Origin of the sequence: Exiguobacterium sp. J17977 (genome assembly GCF_018616375.1) — a bacterium.
In the GTDB taxonomy this organism is placed as follows: domain Bacteria; phylum Bacillota; class Bacilli; order Exiguobacteriales; family Exiguobacteriaceae; genus Exiguobacterium; species Exiguobacterium mexicanum.
This window is the reverse complement of record NZ_JAEQBB010000004.1, coordinates 213,212-233,721: the sequence shown is the minus strand read 5'-3', so window position 1 is coordinate 233,721 and position 20,510 is coordinate 213,212. Positions and strand designations below refer to the sequence as shown.

The following is a 20,510-nucleotide window of genomic DNA, read 5'->3' as shown; positions in this document are numbered from 1 at the left end:
AAAGGAAGGAAAATGAGTGATTTTCCTTCCTTCTTTATTATTTTTTGAGTAAAATAGTGATGGGTAGAAATTTGGAATGAACATGAGGGGGAAATACAATGCGTAATCCATTGTTACCGTTTGCAGCGATCGCGATCGTCGCAATCATTGCCATGGTCTCATTATCGTATTTTGGCGTGAACCAAGCTCAACAAGCTGCTGAAGGTCCGTCAGTCACTGAGATGAACCCAGAAGACTTGTATGCGGCTAAAGGCTGCACAGGTTGCCACGGTGGAAATCTCGAAGGCGGCGTCGGTCCTGCCTTGACTGGTGTCGGCGAACGTTTGTCGGCTGAAGAGATCACGAACATTATCGTCAACGGTAAAGGTGCGATGCCAGCTGGCCTCGCGACTGCCGAAGAGGCGGACGTGCTTGCGACTTGGTTGCTCGAACAATAAGAAGGAAACGTACTCCTGACGGGGTACGTTTTTTATTGTCGTAGGTTTAAATATTCGTTACCCTAATAGTGAAGAAGTAGAAAAAGGAGTTGTCCCTATGCAAGAACAAGTGACGTTAGACAGGCGGCTGAAGCAAGTCGTCGATTTCATCCCGAAAGGCAGCGTAGTGGCGGACATCGGATCTGATCATGCCTACGTGCCGTGCTATCTCGTGCAACAAGGTATCGTCAATCGAGCCATCGCCGGTGAAGTGAACCGCGGACCGATGGAGGCGGCCAAAGCGCAAGTCGCATTGATTGGCGCGACAGACAACATCGACGTCCGTCTCGGTGACGGGCTCGCCGTGCTCGAAGCAGATGAGGCGACCTGTATCTCAATCTGTGGGATGGGCGGAAGTTTGATTCGGTCGATTTTAGAGAACGGACGTGACAAGTTAGGCGCCGTCGAACGGCTCGTCTTGCAACCGAACGTAGATGGACAACACGTCCGCGAATGGTTGCTCGAAGCCGGCTTCGTCTTGATCGCCGAATCCATCGTCGAAGAGAACGATAAAGTATACGAGATTCTCGTCGGCGAACGCGGTACGGAGACGCGCTATAGTTCGGATGAAACGGAACGGGGTTGGCAGCTCATGTTCGGTCCGTACTTGCTTGAGACACGCCCAGCAGCGTTCAAGCTGAAGTGGGGGCGTGAAGCGGACAAGCTCGATTACGTGCTCGGTCAAATGGCCGCCGGGGCACAGAACGAGGCGCTCATCCGGAAACAGGAGGAGTTCAAGACGCTGCGTGACAAAATGAGAGAGGTGAGCAACTAATGGCGAACGGAAACCATGTCATCCAATTGTTTGACGAGTTTGCCCCGAAACATCTTGCCGTCGAGGGCGATAAAATCGGTCTCCAAATCGGCACGCTGAATAAACCGGTACATCGGGTCATGGTGACGCTCGACGTGCTCGAGTCGGTCGTCGATGAGGCCATCGAACGGGACGTCGATTTGATTATCGCCCATCACCCACCAATCTTCAGTGCGCTCGAACAAGTGAACGACCGCAGTGCCGCAGGACGGATTGTCATGAAATGCATTCAGCATGACATCACCGTCTATGTGGCCCATACGAACTTGGACGTCTGCGAGGGCGGCGTTAACGATTGGATGAGCCAGGCGCTCGGATTGGTCGAACCGACGGTACTCATCCCGACGTATGAAGAACCGGTCTATAAACTGTCGGTTTTCGTCCCGACGACGCATCGGAAAGCTGTCTCGGAAGCGCTCGGCCGGGCCGGTGCCGGGCATCTCGGGGATTATGGCGACTGTCAGTTCACGGTCTCGGGAGAAGGGCAGTTCACGCCGCTCGAAGGGTCGGACCCATATCTCGGTCAACACGGAAAGACCGAACGTGTCGAGGAAGTGAAAATCGAGACGATTGTCACAGAGGGTCAAAAGAAACGAGTGCTCAAGGCGATGACGGACGCCCATCCATACGAAGAAGTCGCCTACGATTTGATTCGGGACGACATCGAGGGACGTGTGTTTGGCCTCGGGCGCATCGGTCGTTTGTCGACCCCGCTCACACTCGGCGCGTTCGCGGAACATGTCAAAGCGAGCTTTGGCGTCGAAGCGGTCCGCGTCGTCGGCGATTCGACCCGGATGATCGAGAAAGTGGCCGTCCTTGGCGGCGATGGGAACAAATACGTATCGGCCGCCCATTTCAAAGGCGCGGACGCGTATGTGACGGGTGACTTGTACTTTCATGTGGCCCACGACGCGATGGCCCTCGGGCTCTCGGTCGTCGACCCGGGTCATCATGTCGAGAGCGTCATGAAACAAGGGGTCGTTGACGTGATGCGGCAAAAAGGGGAACGTGCAAAGCTCGACGTCGAATTCTTCGTATCCGAAGCCGATACGAATCCATTTCGTTTCTATTGATGATGCAACAACCCCCGTCCTCAGGTGAGGACGGGGGTTGTGTTCATTTACGGAGCGCCTTCACTTTCGGGAGGATGCTGCGCAGTTCGAGATAAGGGGTCTTGTCGTGCGTGCTCAAATCGAGCGGGTCATACTGGGTCAAAAAGTCGATCACTTTTTTCGTAATCGGCGTCGGTGTCGACGCGCCCGACGTGACGGCGACCGTCTCGACACCATCGAGCCAAGCGAGGTCGAGCTCGCTCAAATCACCGATGCGATAGGCGTTCGTGCCGGCAATCTCTTTCGAGACTTGGGCCAGGCGGTTCGAGTTGTTCGATTTCGGGTCGCCGACGACGATTAACAGTTCGCAGTCGCCGGCTTGTTCAGCCACCGCTTCTTGACGCACTTGTGTCGCATTACAGATTTCATTGTGCACTTCGACGTGCGGATAGCGTTCTTGAATCATTTCAATCAAGGCCGAGACGTCCCATTGGCTCATCGTCGTCTGGTTCGTGACGAGGATTTTTGTCTCATAGAGATGGTCCGGCAGCGCCTCGAAATCCCGTTCGTATTGCACGAGATGTACTTTGCCCGGGGCGACGCCCATGGCACCTTCTGGTTCCGGGTGTCCGTGTTTCCCGATATAGATGACCTCATAGCCGAGTGCCGTCTTTTCACGAATCAAATCGTGCGTGACCAAGACGTCGGGGCACGAGGCGTCGACAATCGTCAATCCCTTCTCGATGGCGCGTTTCCGCACGAGCGGTGAGATGCCGTGAGCGGTAAAGACGACCGTTCCGCGGTCGATGGTCTCGAGTGCTTTCATGCGATCTTCACCGTCGACCGTCTGGACGCCGAGGTCCTCGAACGCTTGGGTGACATGTCGGTTATGGACGATCATGCCGAGTATATGGATGGGACGCGGTAAATCTGGGTTGGCCACAGCTTCGTTGGCGAGTTTCATGGCATCGACGACGCCGTAGCAATATCCGCGTGGACTGATTTTTTTAACTTTCATTTTGTAAGGAACGCTCCTTTCGCGATGCTTTCATACGTATTAGTCTAACATTGTTTCGAAAATACGAAAAGAATTGCGTGTATTCATGCTATAATCTTAAGGTTAGAAAGGAGGGACACCGTGGAACGCTTGAGAACATTGCTTGAAGTTCGAAAATCGTACTTCTTTCAGATTACATTTATTATCTTCATTATACTAGGACTTGTCATCTCTTCACTAGCGTTCTCTGCCGATCGCGTGACGGTGTCCCGGGCGGAAGAGCTAGCGAAAGAACAATTTGATTATGCGATTGACGGGAGTATCGAGAACCTGGAGACGCGACTCGGTAAACTGTATGAAGATTTGGTCTATCTCGGCGCCTACGTCGGAAACGAGACGTATATCGAAGAACGGATTCGGACCGGCTATTTGAATCAGCGCACGAGCTTTACCTCCATCTTTTATTACGATTTACAGGACGACGCCTTTACCTGGTACTCACAACGTCAAGTGCCGGCCACGACGCTGAAGGCGGATGCGAAATTTAAAGAAGTGCTCAACGGTGGAGGCAACGACTTGTTCATGAGCGAACCGATTTCCATCTCCGGTGATGTCGGGACGTTCTTATACGTACCGGTCCTTGAGGATAACCGGTTGGTCGGAATGTTCGGCGGCAGCATCAGCGTGCTCAACTCCGATTTATATCGACGGATGCTCGAATCGGCGAACGACGATATGATTCTATATTTGTTGAACGAGCGGGGCGAAGTGTTATCGACGTCGTTCAATCTCGTCACGGACGCGGAACGTCGTCTGCCCCGTTCGATTATCGAGGCGACGAACGACTATGCGGTCCGGACGGTGTTCAGCACCGAGGATGACGTCATCATGTATGAACCGGATGCGCGCGTCACGGGCTGGAGCGTCCTCGCCAAACATAGTACCGATTCCGTCTACGAAGCGGTCTATGCGACACGCTGGCAATATTTGATGATTACGCTCGTCACGTTCTTTTTAAGTATCATGGTCGGTCTGCTCTTATCGAAGACGTTGACGAGTCCGCTCCTTGAGCTCGTGCAAAACATCAAGAAACAGCAGTCGCTCGAACCGATTCAACTGGAACGGACCGGCTCCAAAGAAGTCGAGACGTTGCTGGATACGTACAACGATTATTCCCGCCGCATGGAGACGGCACGAAGGGAACAGCTCAGCCAGCAGCAACTGTTGCTCCAACAGGAGAAGCTCGCATCGCTCGGACAGCTGGCGGCCGGAATCGCCCATGAAATTCGCAACCCGCTCACACCGGTCCAAATCACGTTACAGATGGTGAAAGAAGGGCATAGCAGCCAAGAGATGCTCGATCTCGCCCTCTCAGAGCTCGACCGGGCCAACCATTTGATTACGACGATGCTCACGCTCGCCAAACCGGACCAGGCGAAACTGCAAGAAGAGTGGCTCGATATGACGGAATTCGCGAGCCGCCTCGAATTCTTGCTCGACGCCGAGTGTTATAAGCGGGTCACGAATTGGGAGTTGAACTACCCGAACGACATGCCGCCGTTCTATTGCTCGAGCGACATGCTCATTCAAATCCTTTACAACTTGTTCAAAAATGCGGTCGAAGCTGTCGATTCGAAAGGGGCCGCCGGCAATGTCACGGTCACGATTCAATTCACGGAGCGGGATTACCGTTTCTTGATTAAGGATAACGGCATCGGTATGACCGAGGCTCAAGTCAAATCGGTCGGGTCGGCGTTTTACACGACGAAAGAGAATGGCAACGGCTTAGGTCTCTACATGATTCGCGAATACTTGAAAGCCGTGAACGGTGACATGGAAATCGAGAGCGTTGAAGGAGAAGGTACGGCCATGATGATTAAAATCCCAAGGCGGTCGCACCCATGACGAAAGGATTCAAACATTACTGGTTATGGCTGCCTGTCGTCTGGGCGTTGACGATTTTACTGATCACATCAATTCAATTGCCGGAACGGTCGAGCGAGAATAACGAAGTCGGTTTCGTCTTCGTCAGTGAGAAGCACGAACACGCCAATAAGTTACTGGCCGCTTTCGTGCGAACGGCGAACCAAAAAGGGTTCATCCCTGTCCCGACGACGAGCGAGGACTCACGGGTATTAGAAAAAGAGAAATTGGATGCCTTGATTGACCGCGGGGTCGAAGCGATTTTTGTGACGACGCTCGACGAGGCGTTCATTCGTTCGTCGCTCGAGCGTGCCGAGCGGGAAGGTATTCCGATTATCGCGATTGACCGCATGATCGACCATGAGAGCGTTTTGACGTCCGTCATGTCCGACAATGTCGAGGTCGGGCGCATGGCGGCGAACCATATCGCCGCCCAACACGCCGGGCTCGACCGTCCGATTCGAGTTGTCGAAGTACGCGGGACGGCCAAGGTACGCTCGACGATTGATCGGAGCCTCGGATTGACGGAGTATGATAAGGCGAACGACAATCTTCAAGTCGTCGCTTCCATCACGGGAAACTACGATACGTTCCAAGCTGAGATTGAGATGTCACGTTGGCTTGAGGCGGGTATCCCATTCGATGCCGTTTTCTCGCATAACGATGACAATACGTTCGGTGTCGTCCGTGCCCTTGAAAGTCATGGACTCAGCGACAAAACGCTCGTATCGGTCGACGGGGTGACAGGTATTTATCCGCTCATTCATAACGGCAAAGTAAATGCGACTGTCGTCCAATCTCCGAATGAGATGATCGAGGTCGGGTTCAAAGCGCTTGAACTATATTTGAGCGGCAAGAAAATCGCACCACACTACTACACATCGAGCTATTTGTATGAAGGGCTCGCAAAAGATTAATTGACAAATGATTAGATTCCGCTATGCTAGGAAAAGTGGAAAGAAACAGGAGGTGTATCGATTGAACAGCTTCCAACAGTTCAAATTGTTACCGTTTATCGTCGATGCCTTGACAGAAAAGCGCATCACAGTACCGACGGACATTCAGGCCCGGATTATCCCGGCTGCCATGAATGGCCGCGATATCATTGGGAAATCACAAACCGGGACGGGGAAGACGCTTGCGTTCCTCTTACCTATTTTAGAAGCAATCGATCCGAAAGAAGAATCGGTCCAAGCCATCGTCGTCGCACCGACGCGCGAACTCGCTTGGCAGATTCACGAAGAGTTGAAAACACTCCTCGTCAAACAGCCGGATTATATTAAGACAAGTCTGATTGTCGGAGGAACTGACCGGGAACGACAAATCGACAAGATGAAAAACCCACCACAACTGATCATCGGGACACCAGGTCGTTTGCTCGACTTGATGAAAGTCCAAGCGTTATTCCCGCACAAAGTCACGCACTTCGTCGTCGATGAAGCTGACCAAATGCTCGACATGGGCTTCTTGCCTGAAGTCGACCGCATCGCGCAGGCGTTGCCAGAAAAACTTCAAACGATGGTCTTCTCAGCGACAATCCCTGAGAAGTTACAACCGTTCTTGAAGAAATACTTGCACGACCCACGCTACGCGGAAGCGAGTGAAGAGCATCGTGTCGTTCCGAAAATCAAGCATCACGTCATCCCGGTCCGCCACCGTGACCGTAAGGCGTTGACGGTCGAAATCGCCAAAACGATCAACCCGTTCGTCTGTCTCGTGTTCACGAACACGAAACAAGATGCAGATGAGTTGGAGACGTCGTTCCGCGAAGCGGGACTTAACGTCGGCACGCTTCATGGGGACATGCAAGCCCGTCGCCGCAAGCAAGCGATTAAAGACATCAACGACGCGAAATATCAATTCGTGATCGCCACCGACTTGGCGGCGCGCGGCATCGATATTAAAGGTGTGTCGCACGTCATCAACTTCGGGATTCCAAAAGATCTCGACTTCTACACGCACCGTGTCGGCCGGACGGGCCGTGCTGGTGAGACAGGTGAAGCGTACACGTTGTATGAAGATCATGAGAACGGTCCAATCAATCGACTCGAAGAGCGTGGCTTCACGTTCAAGCACGTCGATGTGAAGAACGGATCACTTCAAGAGATTAAGACACGCAAACGCCGCACGACCGACCGGAAGATGAAAGTCTCGCAGACGGCGCATAGCCGGATGGCGGGCGAAATCAAGAAGGCGAAGAAAAAGGTCAAACCTGGCTACAAGAAGAAGTTCAAGTATAAATTGAAAGAGACGGCCTCACGTGAGCATATGCAGAGCCAACGTAAGGAACGTCGCGAAGTTCGTAAAAAGAACCGTCGCTAAGCAAAAGAAGAATCGACTTCGTGGAGTCGATTCTTCTTTTTGTGTACACTAAAGACAGATGAGAATGAAGGAGAAATGACTATGTTAAAAATTGGTTCCCACGTTTCCGTTTCCGGTAAGAAGATGTTGCTCGCAGGTAGTGAGGAGGCCGTATCTTACGGTGCCAACACGATGATGGTGTATACGGGTGCGCCCCAAAACACACGTCGCAAACCGATTGAAGACTTGAATATCGAGGCGGCGCTCGTCCATATGGCGGCACACGACATTGAAGAGATCGTCGTCCATGCCCCTTATATCATCAACTTGGGCAATACGACGAAACCCGAGACGTTCGAACTCGCCGTGTCGTTTTTGGCCGCCGAGATTAAACGGGCCGAGGCGCTTCAGGTCGCCCGTCACGTCGTGCTCCATCCCGGCGCCCATGTCGGTGCCGGCGAAGACGTCGGACTTGCCCGCATCATCGAGGGCTTGAACGAAGTGCTCACCGGCGATGAGACGGTAAAAATCGCCCTCGAGACGATGGCCGGGAAAGGCAGTGAGCTCGGCAAGACGTTCGAGGAGCTGGCGACCATCATCGATGGGGTGACCCATAACGACCGCCTTTCGGTCTGCTTCGACACGTGTCACGTCCATGACGCGGGGTACGACCTTGTCGGTGATTTGGACGGCGTCATCGAACAGTTCGACCGAATCGTCGGGTTGGATCGGCTCGGTGTCATCCACGTCAACGATTCGAAGAACGTCCGCGGCGCGAAGAAAGACCGGCACGAGAATATCGGGTACGGGGAAATCGGCTTTGATACGTTGAACCGTATCATCCATCACGAGGCGTTCACCCACTTGCCGAAGATTTTAGAGACGCCATATATTCCAATCAGTGAGAAGACGAAAGTCGCGCCGTACAAACAAGAAATCGAGATGTTCCGGGCGAACCGCTTCGACGCCGAATGGCGCGAACAGTTCACGCTCGCCCACCAATAAGATGAGCCTCATTCGAATCGACCCGAACGTATATGACGTTTGGTCCGCGCTGCCGACATATTTTCAAGAAGCGAGCCCGTTTTATGTCGAAGGACAGATTGACGGGGCGACAGCCTGGATTGAGATTCTCGGACACGGCATCGTGGCCGAAGTCGAGGTCATGCTCGTCGAGACGACGCAGCGCCCGGTCGACCGTTATTGGCGGACGGAGGCAACGCCCGAGGTGACGGCGTATAGCCTCGTCGACGTGATTGGCCTTGATTTCCATCATCCGCTCCTCCGAGCCGGAATGTATGACGGGGATACTGACGACGTCATCCGCGCGAAATGGGAGCAAGGGTACCGCGTGCCTTCTGCGAAGTGGACCCGGGAGTCGTTCCGCGCCCATTTGGCGGACGAACAGGCGATGTTACAACTCGCCCCGACGACAGTCTGTGAAGCGTGCGGGGATGACTTGAACCGTTTCGGCGCAACCGGGATTCGTCTGATGGAGTATCATCTCGAAGCAGAGCGCGGCACTTGGCTTTGCCCGACGTGTCACAAAGCAAGACATTATGATCTATAAAAAAAACGAAGCCCGCGAGCTTCGTTTTTTTGAATTAAAATGGCCAGTTCGCGAGTGCGAATTGATATACTTTCATCCCAAGAAACACGCCGAAGATGCCGATGACACCGGGTAACACCGGCGGGGCAGGGAGCGGCAACTTCAAAGCGGTGAAAATCATGCCACAAATAAGACCAGCGAGCAATGACAATAGGATTTCTTGCATGAATGATTCCTCCAGATTCGAAATGAAAACGCTTTATTAACAGGTGACCGAATTTATTATACAATGTTCATTCTCGTTTGAGAAGTCTAACATCAGTCATCTGTCATTTTCTCGTTTTCAGCTCGTAAACGAAGGACTTCCCGCTCGGCCCAGTTCGAAGGTTCGCGTTCGAACACGCTCGGAATGTTGTTCCAGCGCCCTCCCGTATATTGATGGATGATGATTTGTGATTGAATTTGTTCTTGTCCGGGTTCTTGTTTTAAATACACATAACTGCCGTCTGCGCGCTGGATTCTCGCTTTCACGTTATCAACGAGTTGCAGGGCGAGCATGTCTTTAATGTATGACTTATGGCCGGCATCGAGAATCGGGAAGAGAATCTCGATCCGTTTGCGCATGTTGCGCGTCATCCAGTCGGCAGACGAGCAATACAAGTCTTCTTTTCCGTTTTGATAGAAATAGAAGATGCGCGAGTGTTCCAAATAGCGATCGATGATGGAGATGACGCGAATATTGTCCGAGATACCTTTAATGCCCGGACGCAAGCAACAGATGCCGCGGACGATCAAATCGATTTTGACGCCGGCCTGTGAGGCATCATACAGCTTCGTGATAATTGGTTTATCGGTAATCGAGTTCATCTTGGCGACGATTCGACCGTTGCCGTACTTCTCATGCAGCTTGATCTCGTCCTCAATCTTTTGAAGGAAGAAATCATGCATATCATCCGGCGACGTCTCGAACTTATGCCACGACGGACGTTCTCCGTACCCCGAGAGCCAGTTGAAGAAGTTAGTCGCGTCCTCAGCGAGTTCTTCGTTCGTCGTCAACAAGCCGATATCGGTGTACAGTTTGGCGGTCGAGTCGTTATAGTTGCCGGTGCCGAGGTGGACGAACCGCTGCAAAACGCCGCCTTCGAGAATGCGGACGACGAGCGTGATTTTCGAGTGCGTCTTTAACTCCTTATAGCCGTAAATGACGTGGGCGCCGGCCTTCTCGAGCTGTTTCGCCCATTGAATATTCTTTTCCTCATCGAACCGGGCCTTCAATTCGACGAGCACCGTCACTTGTTTGCCGCTCTCGGCGGCATCGGTCAACGCCTTGATAATCGGCGAGTCACCGGAGACGCGATACAGCGTCTGCTTGATGGCGAGCACGTTCGGGTCTTTGGCCGCCTGCGCGATGAATCGGACGACCGGGTCGAACGAATGATATGGATGATGGAGCAAGTAGTCTTTTTTCAGGACCGCTTGGAACAAGTCTTTCCCTGGTTCTAGTCCTTCCGGGACGAACGGGATGAGCGTCTCGTTAATCATCTCATCGTATTCAATCCCGATTTTATTATAGACACCGAACAAGAACGTCAAATCGATTGGTCCATCGACGAGGAAGATGTCACGATCATGTAGATCGAGCACGTCTTGGAGCATGAACAACAGTTCCTTACTAAGCGACCGTTGCTGGACCTCGAGTCGAATCGCGACGCCGTAGCGCCGTTTCTTTAACTCTTTCTCGATTTGTTTCAAGACGTCGCGGCTGCCTTCCTCATGGAATGGCATATCAGCGTTGCGCGTGATACGGAACGGCATCGTCGATTCAACTTCGAACCCTTTGAACAACGAGTCGATGAACTGGATGATGACGTCCTCGAGCAACATTAAATCGGTATGGTCCTCGTCCTCGGTCGGCAGTTCCAGATAGCGCGGCAATACGGCTGGTACTTGGACGAGGGCGAGCCGTTTCTTGCCTTCATCGGTCGAGGCGATCTCGACGGCGATATTGAGAGATTTGGACAACAGCATCGGAAACGGCCGATAGGCGTCGACGGCAATCGGTGTCAAGACGGGAAAGACGTGTGTCCGAAAATAGAGTTTGACGAATTCGAGTTGCGTCTTATTTAAATGTTTCGGCCGCAAGAATCGAACGTTTTCCGTACCAAGTTGCTTAAGGATTTTCTTATACGTCGCGTACTGCATTTCGACGAGTTCTTGCGCTTTGATGGAGATGGCTTTGATTTGCTGCTTCGGGGTCAGCCCGGCCTTGTCCTCGGGACGGTTGAAGCCGGCGAGCACTTCGTCTTTCAACCCACCGAAACGAACCATGTAAAACTCGTCGAGGTTCGAGCTGAAGATGCCGAGAAATTTTAGTCGCTCCATGAGCGGATTGCGCTCGTCCATCGCTTCTTGCAAGACGCGTTCGTTGAAGCTCAGCCAGCTAAGCTCACGGTTATTGAAATGTTCGGGTAAGTAGATGGTCATGAATCTCTCTCCTCCACGCGTAACTCGATTGGTTGGTCAATCGCACGTTCCAAATGTTTTTTATGACGGATGCCACGCTGCAGTTCAAAGCGCGGGGATGTGTGCGTATGAAGCGTCAAGACGAGTCCATCATCGGTCGCGGATACGTCGACATTCTCCACGACTTGACGTTCGGTCAAATCGAGCGCGTCGACGAGCTTGACGATGGAACCGAGCAACTCTAAGCTCTTCAACATCTTTGAGTCGAACCATTCGGGGAAGCCTTCGATATGCTGGTCGAGCAGCCGCCGTGATTTATAAGACGTGACCAAGGCAAGGGCGAGCCGGTCCTCGTTGTTCATCCCTTTAAAATCATTCGTCGTAATCAAGTGGAACGTGTGGTCGCTCTTATTATTATGGTCGATATATTCCCCGACATAGGCGAGTCGGCACGCCCCCTCTAAGAGGCCGGGTTCGAACGGTTTCGGTTTGATCGTCTTCGTCTCAATCAAGCCGGTATAGATTTGGCGCGCCAGATGAATCAAGTGTTGATGCCGGACCGGATCGACGGCGTATTGTTTCTCGAAGTGACGGAAACTTTCTTCTTTGACGTCACCGAAGCGGACCCGATTATTTTCCTTTAAGTAGTATTCATAGAACAAACCCTCGCGTAGCCCGTTATTGCTCATCATGAACTCAGGCACTTTCAAATACCGGGCCAATTCATCAATGGCCGTCACGGCCGGGGCGATGATATCCATGCGGTCCTTCGATAAGCCGTCGAGACGCCCGAGCTGTTTCGGCGACATTTGGATGAGTTCGTCGACGACGTCATGCAGCCGGTCGGCCCCGAGCGTATATTGATGAATCCCTTCAAGCGGGAACAAGGACAAGGATTGCTCGACCCGGACGAGGTTTCGGGCCGTCCCTCCGACACCGACGAGCGGGACGCCATGAGGTTCGAGCCAGTCGATTTCTTTAAACGACTTCTTCAAAAACGTCGTCAATTGCTTGCGCTCTTCTTTCGTGAGCGTGTCACCTTTCATAAAGTCCTCGGTCAATGTGACGGCTCCGAACGGAAAGCTGTGATAGAAGACGAGTTCACGGTCCTTGAAGTAAGTCACTTCCATCGAACCGCCGCCGATATCGACCGAGTAGCCGTCCTCGATATATGTCGAGTTGATGATGGCCGAGTAGCCGTAAAACGCTTCCTCATAGTCGCTCAACAACCGAATCTCCATGCCTGTCGCTTGCCGGACTTCTTCTAAGATGGATTCGGAATTGCTGGCGTTACGGATGGCGGCCGTCGCGACGGGCAACACTTCTTTCACCTCGTGGTGCTCGTTCAAGCGATTGAAGTGATTGAGCGTCTCGATGAGCGCCTCGATGCCGGACTCGGACAGTTCATTGTCATCGGTGATATGGCTCGACAGTCGAGCGACTTCTTTCACGTTCAACCGTTCAAAATACTGACCGTGGCCGTTTACTTCAAAAATGACGTTACGAATCGAGTTGGACCCGATATCGATGACTGCTAGTTTTTTCTCCACGGAAAAACCCCCTCTGCGTTATCTCTAGTGTACAACGAAGATCATCAAATTACATACGGATTTCAGTTCATGCACCACCAATCGGCTCATACTTGAAGCGAGGACTGATATTCTGTATAATACAGACGCCAAGCAAGTAGAAATGATTACGATTTATCACACGAGAGAAGGGTAGCTTATGACGACATCCGTCGTAAAATTAGATCATGTTTCCTATCATTACGATGGGACCGCCGCGCTACAGGACGTGTCCATCGAGATTAAACAAGGCGACTTTGTCGCCGTCGTCGGGGAGAACGGTTCCGGCAAATCGACGCTGATTCGGACGATTCTCGGATTGTTATCGCCGCAAACCGGCTCGGTCGAGCTGTTCGGCCGTCCCCAAGGACAGTTCAAAGACAAGTCTCGTATCAGTTACGTTTCCCAAAAAGCCGCGTCATTTAACTCAGGATTTCCGGTGACGGTCGAGGAAGTCGTCGCCATGGGCCGGTATGGACGCCTTGGTCTGTTCAAACGATTGAATATCGAAGACAAGGCGGCCATCCAAAATGCGCTCGAGACGGTCAATATGTGGCAGTTTCGACATCGTAAAATTGGCAGCCTGTCCGGTGGGCAACAACAGCGCGTCTTTATCGCTCGAGCGATTGTCAACCAACCGGACTTGCTCATCTTGGATGAGCCGACGGTCGGGGTCGACCAGAAACATTTGCGCGATTTTTATGAGGTGCTCCATCTGTTGCGCGAGCATACGTCATGCACGTTCATTCTCGTGACCCACGATTTGAACGTCGTCACCGACCTCGTCACGAAAGTCGTCCATCTCGATCACGGACGGATGGCGTGCAACTGTGGCTTGAAAGAATATAGTGAGCTCGGCGAGTTGACGGCGATTAAACCGTATCCGGTCAAAGTGCTCGTCCATGAAGGTACGACATGATCACCGATCTGTTCACATACAGCTTTTTACGTTATGCGTTCATCGCAGCCGTCGTCATCGGGTTCACCGCGCCGCTCATCGGCTCGTTCGTCGTCGTCAGGCGGATGAGCTTGATTGCCGACGCATTGTCCCATATGACGCTTGCCGGAATCTCGTTCAGTCTGTTCCTCGGACAGTATATTCTGCTGTTCAGTGACTTGAACCCGCTTTACTTGGGGACGCTCGTCTCCGTACTCGCCGCGCTCGGCCTCAATTGGCTCCGCGGAAAATACGTCCATTTCCAAGAACTGTCGATTCCAATTATGATGTCGGCCGGGATGGGGCTCAGCGCCATCTTCATCTCGTTGTCGCGCGGATTCTCGATCGATTTGTCGACGCTCCTGTTCGGGTCGATCTCGGCGGTCAGTTTATCAGACATCTGGATGATTCTAACCGTGGCGGGCATCACGCTACTCGTCATCATCGTGTTCTATAAACAGCTGTTATTCTTGTCGTTCGATGAAGAACAGGCGAAAGTGTCGGGCCTGCCGAGCACGATGCTGCACGTTTTGTTCATGTTCGTCGTCGCCCTCGTCATCGCCGTCAGTATGCGTATCGTCGGTACGTTGCTCGTCTCGAGTCTGATCACTTTGCCGGTCGCGGCCGCGCTCCGGTTCACGAACAGCTTCAAGCAGACGATTCTCTGGTCAATCGTGTTCGGGGAAGTCGCGACGATCGGCGGGCTCGTCCTCGCCTATGAGCTCGATGTCGCCCCGGGCGGTGTCATCGTCCTGCTCGCCGTTGTGATTTTAGCCGTCGTCATGTTGGCCGAACGACTCGGACTCGCTCGGAAGAAGGAGGTTCGTTATGAAGGAAACTGAACAATTGACCCGCCTGCAATCATCGTCGCTCAAAGTGACACCGAAACGGATTGAGATGTTTGCCTTTCTCGCAGCGGAAGAGCGTTACGTCAGTGCCAAGGACGTCCTCGACTACATGCGTGCGAAACATCCGACGATGAGTTTTGACACCGTCTACCGTAACTTGAAGTCATTCGCCGAGGAAGGGTTGCTCGAAGCGACCGAATTGAATGGCGAGAAGGCGTTCCGCGTCACGTGCGGATCCAATCACCATCATCACCATTTGATTTGCCGCGGTTGTGGCAAGACGAAGCTGCTCGAGCTCTGCCCGATGCGCTTTGTCGAGACGCTCGATCCTGATTTTGAGGTCGTCGATCATAAATTTGAGATTTACGGGTATTGTAAACAATGTAAGTGACGCGAAGGGATTGTGGATGCAATCCCTTTTTCGTCGAATTAAAAGAGGGGGAGTCGAGATGATTTACACCGCAGCTGAAATCAAACAGGCCGATGCGAAGGCGCTCGGGCAAGGGATGCCGGCCGACGTGTTGATGGAACGGGCTGCATCGGCCGTGGCGGCACGTCTGACCTTCCGGCCACGCTCGTCGGTGCTCGTCATCTGCGGCGCCGGCAATAACGGTGGCGATGGCTGGGTCGTAGCCCGAGAATTGGCGCAGCGAAACTGCGACGTCTCCGTCTACGCCCCGTTCGGCGAACCGAAATCGCCTGAAGGGGGACGGCATGCGGCGTATGCGCGCCGATTCGTCACCATCGTCGAGGAGCCCCGAGACGCCGATCACGTCGTCGATGCCTTGTTCGGGGTCGGATTCCATGGTCCAATCACGGGAAAGGCGAGGGATGTCATCACTTGGATGCGTGAACAGTCGGCGCCAATCGTGGCCATCGATATGCCGTCCGGTGTCCCGAGCGACGAGGTATCAGGGTTTGACGGACATGCCGTCGAAGCGGAGACGACGTTCTCACTTCATGGCTATAAGCGGAGCGCGTTTTTAAAATTAACAGCCCCATATTACGGTACGGTCGAGGTGGTCGATATCGGACTGCCACACACATCTGAATGGCGCGTGTTGACGGAGTCGGACTTTGACCGGGGCTTGCTCGAACGCGACCCGTACGGTCATAAGAACCGATATGGTCATGGTTGCTTGATTGGCGGGAGCCGTCATTTGATGGGAGCCCCGTTCTTGGCGGCCCGGGCGGCGTTACGGACTGGCATTGGCTTACTGGACTTGGCCATCCCGCAGGAAGCAAACATCATGGCATCGAGTTTACCGGAGGCGATGTATTATGACATCGATGAGTTACCGGACAAGGCATATGCAGCTACGGCGATTGGCCCAGGTCTCGTCAACGATGAACGGTCAGACCGTTTATGGCAAACCGTCAGTCGTCAATCGAAACCGCTCATCGTCGATGCGGGTGCCTTGACGACGGAACATCTCGAAGCGGAAGGTCCGCTCACGTTGACGCCGCACCCGGGGGAGTTCGCTCGTTTGACGGGACGGTCTGTCGCCGAGATTGAAGCGGACCGGTTCCAGATTGCGTCAGACTTCGCACGGCAATATGGGGTTCACCTCATTTTGAAAGGGACGCATACGCTCATTGTCAAACCGGACGGGACGGGGGCCGTCAATACGGTTCAAGCCGCGGCGCTCTCGAAAGGAGGGAGCGGTGACGTGTTGACCGGAATGTTGCTCGCGCTCTGGGCGCGGACGGACCGAATCGACACCCTGTCGTCCCCGAACGAACAAGCCGTCCTATGGCACGCCTTGGCGGCACAAGCCGCGAGTCGGCAGATGCATCCGGCGAGTATCCTCGCAACAGACGTCATCGAAGCAATCGGACGCATATAAAAAATGCCCTGTATACAGTGGATATTCCTATCCAACGTATATGGGGCATTTTTTATATGGTCATTGATTTGGTCGTCTCGAAGCGATTGACGATGTGGAGCGCCTCGTTCCAAGATGAGATCCGCTTCACCCCGTCCGGTAACGGTTTGCGATTATACGGCGCGTCGAACAATAGGACCGGAATGGTCGTCTGTTCATGGATCGAGATGGCGTTCTCGTAACGGTCCTCCATGAACAAGTCGAGCGCGAGCTGTTTGACGACGCCGACCTTGTCATGGCTCCCCGTCATGATGAGTGAGTCGAGTGGGAGCTCATGCTGCCGAATCCACTGCTCGGTGACGGAGCGGACGGCTACGCTCCGAGCCGTGACGTAATGGAGGTGGTGTGACTTCCGCATGTTCCATAAGACGGCGTTCACTTCAGAGTGGGGAAGCGAGCGCCGATAAATCGCTTCCTCGTGGCCTTGTTCAATCATGAAGCGCCAAAACGCCTCTTGTGTCATATCGGTATACGTATGCAACTCGTATTCGGTCGCTTGATGGTAATCGATGGCGTACCCGAGTGCGTCATTCATATAGTGAAAACAACTTTGCGGATCCGTGACGGTTCCGTCGAGGTCTATCCCAATGTGCATGTGCGTCCCTCCTTGCTCATAACCCTTATTGTACCAAAAGCCCGCTCGGTTGCAACCGAGCGGGCGAAGGATTAGTTAGATTGGTTGGCGAGTTCTTGCTCCTCGAGTTCACGAGCGGCAAGTTTCTCGGCGACGATGGCGTCGATTTCTTTCTTCAACTCTTCAACCATCGTGGCTTCCGGCACTTTGCGGATGATTTTCCCGTGACGGAAGAGCAAGCCTTCGTTGCGGGCGCCGGCGATGCCGATATCAGCTTCACGGGCTTCACCCGGTCCGTTGACCGCACAGCCGAGCACAGCGACTTTGATGTTGACGTTGATGTTTTGAATATACTCTTCGACTTCTTTCGCGATTGAAATCAAATCGATTTCGATGCGTCCGCATGTCGGGCACGAGATGAGCGTCGCCGCGTTGGCCGCGAGACCGAACGATTTGAGCACTTCTTTGGCGACTTTGATTTCTTCGACCGGGTCGTCAGATAGAGAGACACGGACCGTCGAACCGATACCGAGCGAAAGGATCGCCCCGAGGCCAGCAGCAGACTTGAGTGATCCCGAGAAGAGCGGGCCCGATTCCGTGATTCCGACGTGGAGCGGATAATCGAACGTCTTGGCCGCGAGCGTATACGCTTCGAGGGCCAAGTTTACGTCAGACGCCTTAAGCGAGATGATCGTGTTATAGAAGCCGAGGTCTTCTAAGATTTTGACGTGGTGCATGGCACTCTCGACCATCCCTTGCGCCGTCGGATACCCGTACTTCTCAAGGAATTGCTTTTCGAGTGAGCCGGCGTTGACACCGATGCGAATCGGGATGCCTTTCGCTTTGGCGGCGTTGACGACCGCTTCGACTTTTTCACGACGACCGATGTTACCCGGGTTGATTCGAATCTTATCGACACCGCTCTCGATGGCTTTGAGCGCCAATTTGTAATCGAAATGGATATCGACGACGAGTGGGATGTTGATGCGGCTCTTAATCTCAGCGAGGGCATCGGCCGCGCGCTCATCCGGACATGCGACACGGACGACTTGGCAGCCCGCTTCTTCGAGACGCAAAATCTCGGCGACGGTTGCTTCGACGTCATGTGTTTTCGTCGTCGTCATCGACTGGATGACGACCTCATTCGATCCACCGATGATAAGGTTGCCGACACGAATCGGACGGGTTAATGAACGATGTAAAATTTCTGACATATACGTAATCTCCTTCTTTTGGAAAGGTTCCAATCGATTTAAGATGGTTGGTTTCCTTATTATCATAACGAAATGTTTGTGAAAAAGCACCCGGCAAGCGCTTGCGAGATGTGCTCTTACGAAACGCTAACGTTATCTTAACAGATGCTTCATAATTTTCCACCGTCTGAGGACCGATATATTCAAAGAAATGACGTCTGAAAAGGTGGAATGTATAATGTTTGAACGATTGAAACGAATATGGACTAGGAAGCAACAAGCCGAGAGGACGATGAGCCATCGCTTGCTATGGACGTTGATGCCGGTCATGCTCGTCCTCTTTTTAACCGTGTTCGGGTGGTTCGCCTTGAAAGCGGAGCAGTTGTTGACGAGCGAAGTCGAGAAACGGCTTCATCGGGAAGCGACCGTCGTCCGAGAAACGGTCAAGACGACGTATGGAGCGTACGTCGCGAATGAAAAAGTGTTGAATCGGGCTTTGAAATCGATGTATATGCAACAAGCTTCCATTTTATCTGCAGACGGTCTAGAAGCGAGTCAATATTTGTTGCGCGACACACAAGTCGAGCAATTGAGCGGCCGACAAGTCGAGGATCGGTTTATGAAGCGTCTGGACGATATCAGGACGGACGATGTGAGGGTCGGCGAACGAGATGATGTGTTCATCGTCACGGCACCGATTCCAGAGTTGAAAGCCCACTATGCGATCGTCGTCACGAAACAATCAGTGCTCGGCACGATGTGGAATTTGAGAGAACTGGTCCTCGCCGCAATCACGATCATGCTCGTCATGATGGTCGGCTTATTCTCGTTTATGATTCGCCGGGAAATTAAGCCGTTGACGGCATTTGCGGTCCGGCTTCGGGAATCAGTGGCCACGCGGTCGTTCTCAGAGGTCAAACTTCACGCAAAATCGTTTGAAATGCGAAGTTTGGAACGAGAGTACAACACATTTATCGGGCTATGGAAACGTTCGTTGTTGACGATGCTCGAAACGTCGACCGCTTTTGAATCGAGTCTACCGGTGTTTATGCGACAACTTGAAGCGAATCAACAGCAAGTGACGGGGTTCAAACAAGTTGCCGCGACCGTCGCGTCGACGAGTCAATCTTATCAGTCGTTCACGAATAAATCGACGCATCGCTTTACAGATTTGGCGGGACACGTCCGTTCACTCGAACAAGAGATCGGTTCGATTGATCACCGGGCCGAGGCGTTGAAACAGACGATCGCGACTGAGATTGAATCATTCTCGACCGTCAAAGGAGCCAGTGAGCGATTCGCAAAGAAAGCGAGTGCGGTCCAGAACCGTTTGCTTGAAAGTGAAGTCACGTCTGAGCAGGCGGATGACGCGCTTCGGAAGATTTTGTCCGTCGCGGCCGCGACCAAGATGTTGGCACTCAACGCCTCGATCGAAGCGGCACGGGCTGGGGAGCATGGCAAAGGGTTTGCCGTCGTTGCCCATGAGGTCGGACAGTTGGCGAAAGTTACGAATGAATCGACGCTGTCGGCCGTGGCGGCGATTGAAGCCATTCGATTGGAGCGGGCTGAGATTTTTGACGAGATGAAACGCTTCGAAGAGGATATCGTTTATTTGGGTGAGACGTTGCACCGTGTTGAAGGCGGGATTGAAACAATCGACGATGAAGTGAGAAGGCAGATGACGCAGTTCCAATCCATCACCGAGCAAACGACCGCTACCGGACATCAATTACTACATATGGCGGAAGCGAATGAACAATTAAAAGAAGTAGGTGTGGCGCTCGAACGAAAATTAGATGAGTTATATGAAGGCGTCGAGGGATGGTCGGACGTACAACAGACGTTACAAGGTGCAGGGATTGACTTAGGCAACCAAAGTCAACGACTCCAGGCCGTGTTGTCTGATTTGGCCCCCACGTTATAACAATA

Annotated in this window: 19 protein-coding genes; 13 read left to right on the top strand and 6 right to left on the bottom strand. The window is 52.9% G+C overall.

What is annotated here, in order from left to right; translation table 11 throughout:
• The first annotated feature begins 98 nt into the window (after window positions 1–98).
• The 3 genes from cccA (at window position 99) to KNO58_RS09235 (ending at window position 2,363) form a co-directional block, all read left to right on the top strand.
• Window positions 99–437 carry a cytochrome c550 gene (gene cccA / locus KNO58_RS09245; RefSeq protein WP_021065699.1) on the top strand — a complete coding sequence of 113 codons (339 nt, stop codon included), beginning with the start codon at window positions 99–101 and terminating at the stop codon, window positions 435–437.
• A gap of 97 nt (window positions 438–534) precedes the next feature.
• A complete protein-coding gene (locus KNO58_RS09240; RefSeq protein ID WP_214753297.1) occupies window positions 535–1,251 on the top strand; it encodes a tRNA (adenine(22)-N(1))-methyltransferase in 717 nt (238 codons plus the stop codon).
• Window positions 1,251–2,363 (top strand): Nif3-like dinuclear metal center hexameric protein, encoded by a 1,113-nt coding sequence (locus KNO58_RS09235; RefSeq protein WP_214753295.1) that lies wholly within the window; start codon window positions 1,251–1,253, stop codon window positions 2,361–2,363. Before KNO58_RS09240 ends, KNO58_RS09235 begins: the two co-directional genes overlap by 1 nt.
• A gap of 43 nt (window positions 2,364–2,406) precedes the next feature.
• Here the strand turns inward: KNO58_RS09235 and KNO58_RS09230 are convergent, their stop codons facing one another.
• On the bottom strand, window positions 2,407–3,360 hold the full coding sequence (locus KNO58_RS09230) for a 4-hydroxy-3-methylbut-2-enyl diphosphate reductase (protein WP_214753292.1): 954 nt from the start codon (window positions 3,358–3,360) through the stop codon (window positions 2,407–2,409).
• Between the two features lie 120 nt (window positions 3,361–3,480).
• Between KNO58_RS09230 and KNO58_RS09225 the strand changes: the two genes are divergently transcribed.
• The 5 genes from KNO58_RS09225 to KNO58_RS09205 all read left to right on the top strand — a co-directional run bounded on the left by KNO58_RS09225 (window position 3,481) and on the right by KNO58_RS09205 (window position 9,133).
• Complete coding sequence (locus tag KNO58_RS09225) at window positions 3,481–5,244, top strand: ATP-binding protein (RefSeq protein WP_214753290.1); 1,764 nt, start codon at window positions 3,481–3,483, stop codon at window positions 5,242–5,244.
• Entirely contained in the window at window positions 5,241–6,179 is a 939-nt protein-coding gene (locus KNO58_RS09220) for a sugar ABC transporter substrate-binding protein (protein WP_214753288.1), read from the top strand. Before KNO58_RS09225 ends, KNO58_RS09220 begins: the two co-directional genes overlap by 4 nt.
• 52 nt (window positions 6,180–6,231) lie before the next feature.
• Window positions 6,232–7,584 (top strand): DEAD/DEAH box helicase, encoded by a 1,353-nt coding sequence (locus KNO58_RS09215; RefSeq protein WP_312846348.1) that lies wholly within the window; start codon window positions 6,232–6,234, stop codon window positions 7,582–7,584.
• Window positions 7,585–7,665: 81 nt separating this feature from the next.
• Window positions 7,666–8,568, top strand: coding sequence for a deoxyribonuclease IV (locus KNO58_RS09210; protein ID WP_021065706.1), 903 nt, complete (start codon window positions 7,666–7,668; stop codon window positions 8,566–8,568).
• Between the two features lies 1 nt (window position 8,569).
• On the top strand, window positions 8,570–9,133 hold the full coding sequence (locus KNO58_RS09205; protein WP_214753286.1) for a hypothetical protein: 564 nt from the start codon (window positions 8,570–8,572) through the stop codon (window positions 9,131–9,133).
• Between the two features lie 34 nt (window positions 9,134–9,167).
• Here KNO58_RS09205 and KNO58_RS09200 read toward each other — a convergent pair whose 3' ends face one another.
• From KNO58_RS09200 to KNO58_RS09190, 3 genes are all read right to left on the bottom strand, one after another.
• Window positions 9,168–9,338 carry a DUF1427 family protein gene (locus KNO58_RS09200; protein WP_021065708.1) on the bottom strand — a complete coding sequence of 57 codons (171 nt, stop codon included), beginning with the start codon at window positions 9,336–9,338 and terminating at the stop codon, window positions 9,168–9,170.
• A 92-nt stretch (window positions 9,339–9,430) separates the two neighbouring features.
• A complete protein-coding gene (locus KNO58_RS09195; protein WP_214753284.1) occupies window positions 9,431–11,596 on the bottom strand; it encodes an RNA degradosome polyphosphate kinase in 2,166 nt (721 codons plus the stop codon).
• Window positions 11,593–13,125 (bottom strand): Ppx/GppA family phosphatase, encoded by a 1,533-nt coding sequence (locus KNO58_RS09190; protein WP_214753281.1) that lies wholly within the window; start codon window positions 13,123–13,125, stop codon window positions 11,593–11,595. The genes KNO58_RS09195 and KNO58_RS09190 overlap by 4 nt, the downstream gene beginning before the upstream one ends.
• A 178-nt stretch (window positions 13,126–13,303) precedes the next feature.
• On the opposite strand from KNO58_RS09190, the gene KNO58_RS09185 reads away from it, so the two are divergent.
• The 4 genes from KNO58_RS09185 to KNO58_RS09170 are packed head-to-tail and all read left to right on the top strand — an operon-like array spanning window position 13,304 to window position 16,775.
• Complete coding sequence (locus tag KNO58_RS09185) at window positions 13,304–14,062, top strand: metal ABC transporter ATP-binding protein (RefSeq protein WP_214753279.1); 759 nt, start codon at window positions 13,304–13,306, stop codon at window positions 14,060–14,062.
• Window positions 14,059–14,922, top strand: coding sequence for a metal ABC transporter permease (locus KNO58_RS09180; RefSeq protein WP_214753277.1), 864 nt, complete (start codon window positions 14,059–14,061; stop codon window positions 14,920–14,922). Before KNO58_RS09185 ends, KNO58_RS09180 begins: the two co-directional genes overlap by 4 nt.
• The gene (locus tag KNO58_RS09175; RefSeq protein WP_214753275.1) at window positions 14,909–15,319 is read left to right on the top strand and encodes a Fur family transcriptional regulator; all 411 of its coding nucleotides are present in this window, start codon (window positions 14,909–14,911) and stop codon (window positions 15,317–15,319) included. The genes KNO58_RS09180 and KNO58_RS09175 overlap by 14 nt, the downstream gene beginning before the upstream one ends.
• 58 nt (window positions 15,320–15,377) lie before the next feature.
• Window positions 15,378–16,775: an NAD(P)H-hydrate dehydratase gene (locus tag KNO58_RS09170; RefSeq protein ID WP_214753273.1), complete on the top strand. Its 1,398-nt coding sequence runs from the start codon at window positions 15,378–15,380 to the stop codon at window positions 16,773–16,775.
• 52 nt (window positions 16,776–16,827) lie between these two features.
• Here KNO58_RS09170 and KNO58_RS09165 read toward each other — a convergent pair whose 3' ends face one another.
• Together KNO58_RS09165 and ispG are read right to left on the bottom strand one after the other, a co-directional pair.
• A complete protein-coding gene (locus KNO58_RS09165; protein ID WP_251026166.1) occupies window positions 16,828–17,409 on the bottom strand; it encodes a hypothetical protein in 582 nt (193 codons plus the stop codon).
• Window positions 17,410–17,480: 71 nt separating this feature from the next.
• Window positions 17,481–18,602: a flavodoxin-dependent (E)-4-hydroxy-3-methylbut-2-enyl-diphosphate synthase gene (gene ispG / locus KNO58_RS09160; RefSeq protein ID WP_021065716.1), complete on the bottom strand. Its 1,122-nt coding sequence runs from the start codon at window positions 18,600–18,602 to the stop codon at window positions 17,481–17,483.
• Window positions 18,603–18,819: 217 nt separating this feature from the next.
• Between ispG and KNO58_RS09155 the strand changes: the two genes are divergently transcribed.
• Window positions 18,820–20,505 carry a methyl-accepting chemotaxis protein gene (locus tag KNO58_RS09155; protein WP_214753271.1) on the top strand — a complete coding sequence of 562 codons (1,686 nt, stop codon included), beginning with the start codon at window positions 18,820–18,822 and terminating at the stop codon, window positions 20,503–20,505.
• The last annotated feature ends 5 nt before the right edge of the window (window positions 20,506–20,510 follow it).

Bases quoted from the DNA above. Each gene is read 5' to 3' on its own strand.
- cccA (WP_021065699.1), top strand. From the start codon at position 99: ATGCGTAATCCATTGTTACCGTTTGCAGCGATCGCGATCGTCGCAATC.
- KNO58_RS09240 (WP_214753297.1), top strand. From the start codon at position 535: ATGCAAGAACAAGTGACGTTAGACAGGCGGCTGAAGCAAGTCGTCGAT.
- KNO58_RS09235 (WP_214753295.1), top strand. From the start codon at position 1,251: ATGGCGAACGGAAACCATGTCATCCAATTGTTTGACGAGTTTGCCCCG.
- KNO58_RS09230 (WP_214753292.1), bottom strand. From the start codon at position 3,360: ATGAAAGTTAAAAAAATCAGTCCACGCGGATATTGCTACGGCGTCGTC.
- KNO58_RS09220 (WP_214753288.1), top strand. From the start codon at position 5,241: ATGACGAAAGGATTCAAACATTACTGGTTATGGCTGCCTGTCGTCTGG.
- KNO58_RS09210 (WP_021065706.1), top strand. From the start codon at position 7,666: ATGTTAAAAATTGGTTCCCACGTTTCCGTTTCCGGTAAGAAGATGTTG.
- KNO58_RS09205 (WP_214753286.1), top strand. From the start codon at position 8,570: ATGAGCCTCATTCGAATCGACCCGAACGTATATGACGTTTGGTCCGCG.
- KNO58_RS09200 (WP_021065708.1), bottom strand. From the start codon at position 9,338: ATGCAAGAAATCCTATTGTCATTGCTCGCTGGTCTTATTTGTGGCATG.
- KNO58_RS09195 (WP_214753284.1), bottom strand. From the start codon at position 11,596: ATGACCATCTACTTACCCGAACATTTCAATAACCGTGAGCTTAGCTGG.
- KNO58_RS09185 (WP_214753279.1), top strand. From the start codon at position 13,304: ATGACGACATCCGTCGTAAAATTAGATCATGTTTCCTATCATTACGAT.
- KNO58_RS09180 (WP_214753277.1), top strand. From the start codon at position 14,059: ATGATCACCGATCTGTTCACATACAGCTTTTTACGTTATGCGTTCATC.
- KNO58_RS09175 (WP_214753275.1), top strand. From the start codon at position 14,909: ATGAAGGAAACTGAACAATTGACCCGCCTGCAATCATCGTCGCTCAAA.
- KNO58_RS09170 (WP_214753273.1), top strand. From the start codon at position 15,378: ATGATTTACACCGCAGCTGAAATCAAACAGGCCGATGCGAAGGCGCTC.
- KNO58_RS09165 (WP_251026166.1), bottom strand. From the start codon at position 17,409: ATGCACATTGGGATAGACCTCGACGGAACCGTCACGGATCCGCAAAGT.
- ispG (WP_021065716.1), bottom strand. From the start codon at position 18,602: ATGTCAGAAATTTTACATCGTTCATTAACCCGTCCGATTCGTGTCGGC.
- KNO58_RS09155 (WP_214753271.1), top strand. From the start codon at position 18,820: ATGTTTGAACGATTGAAACGAATATGGACTAGGAAGCAACAAGCCGAG.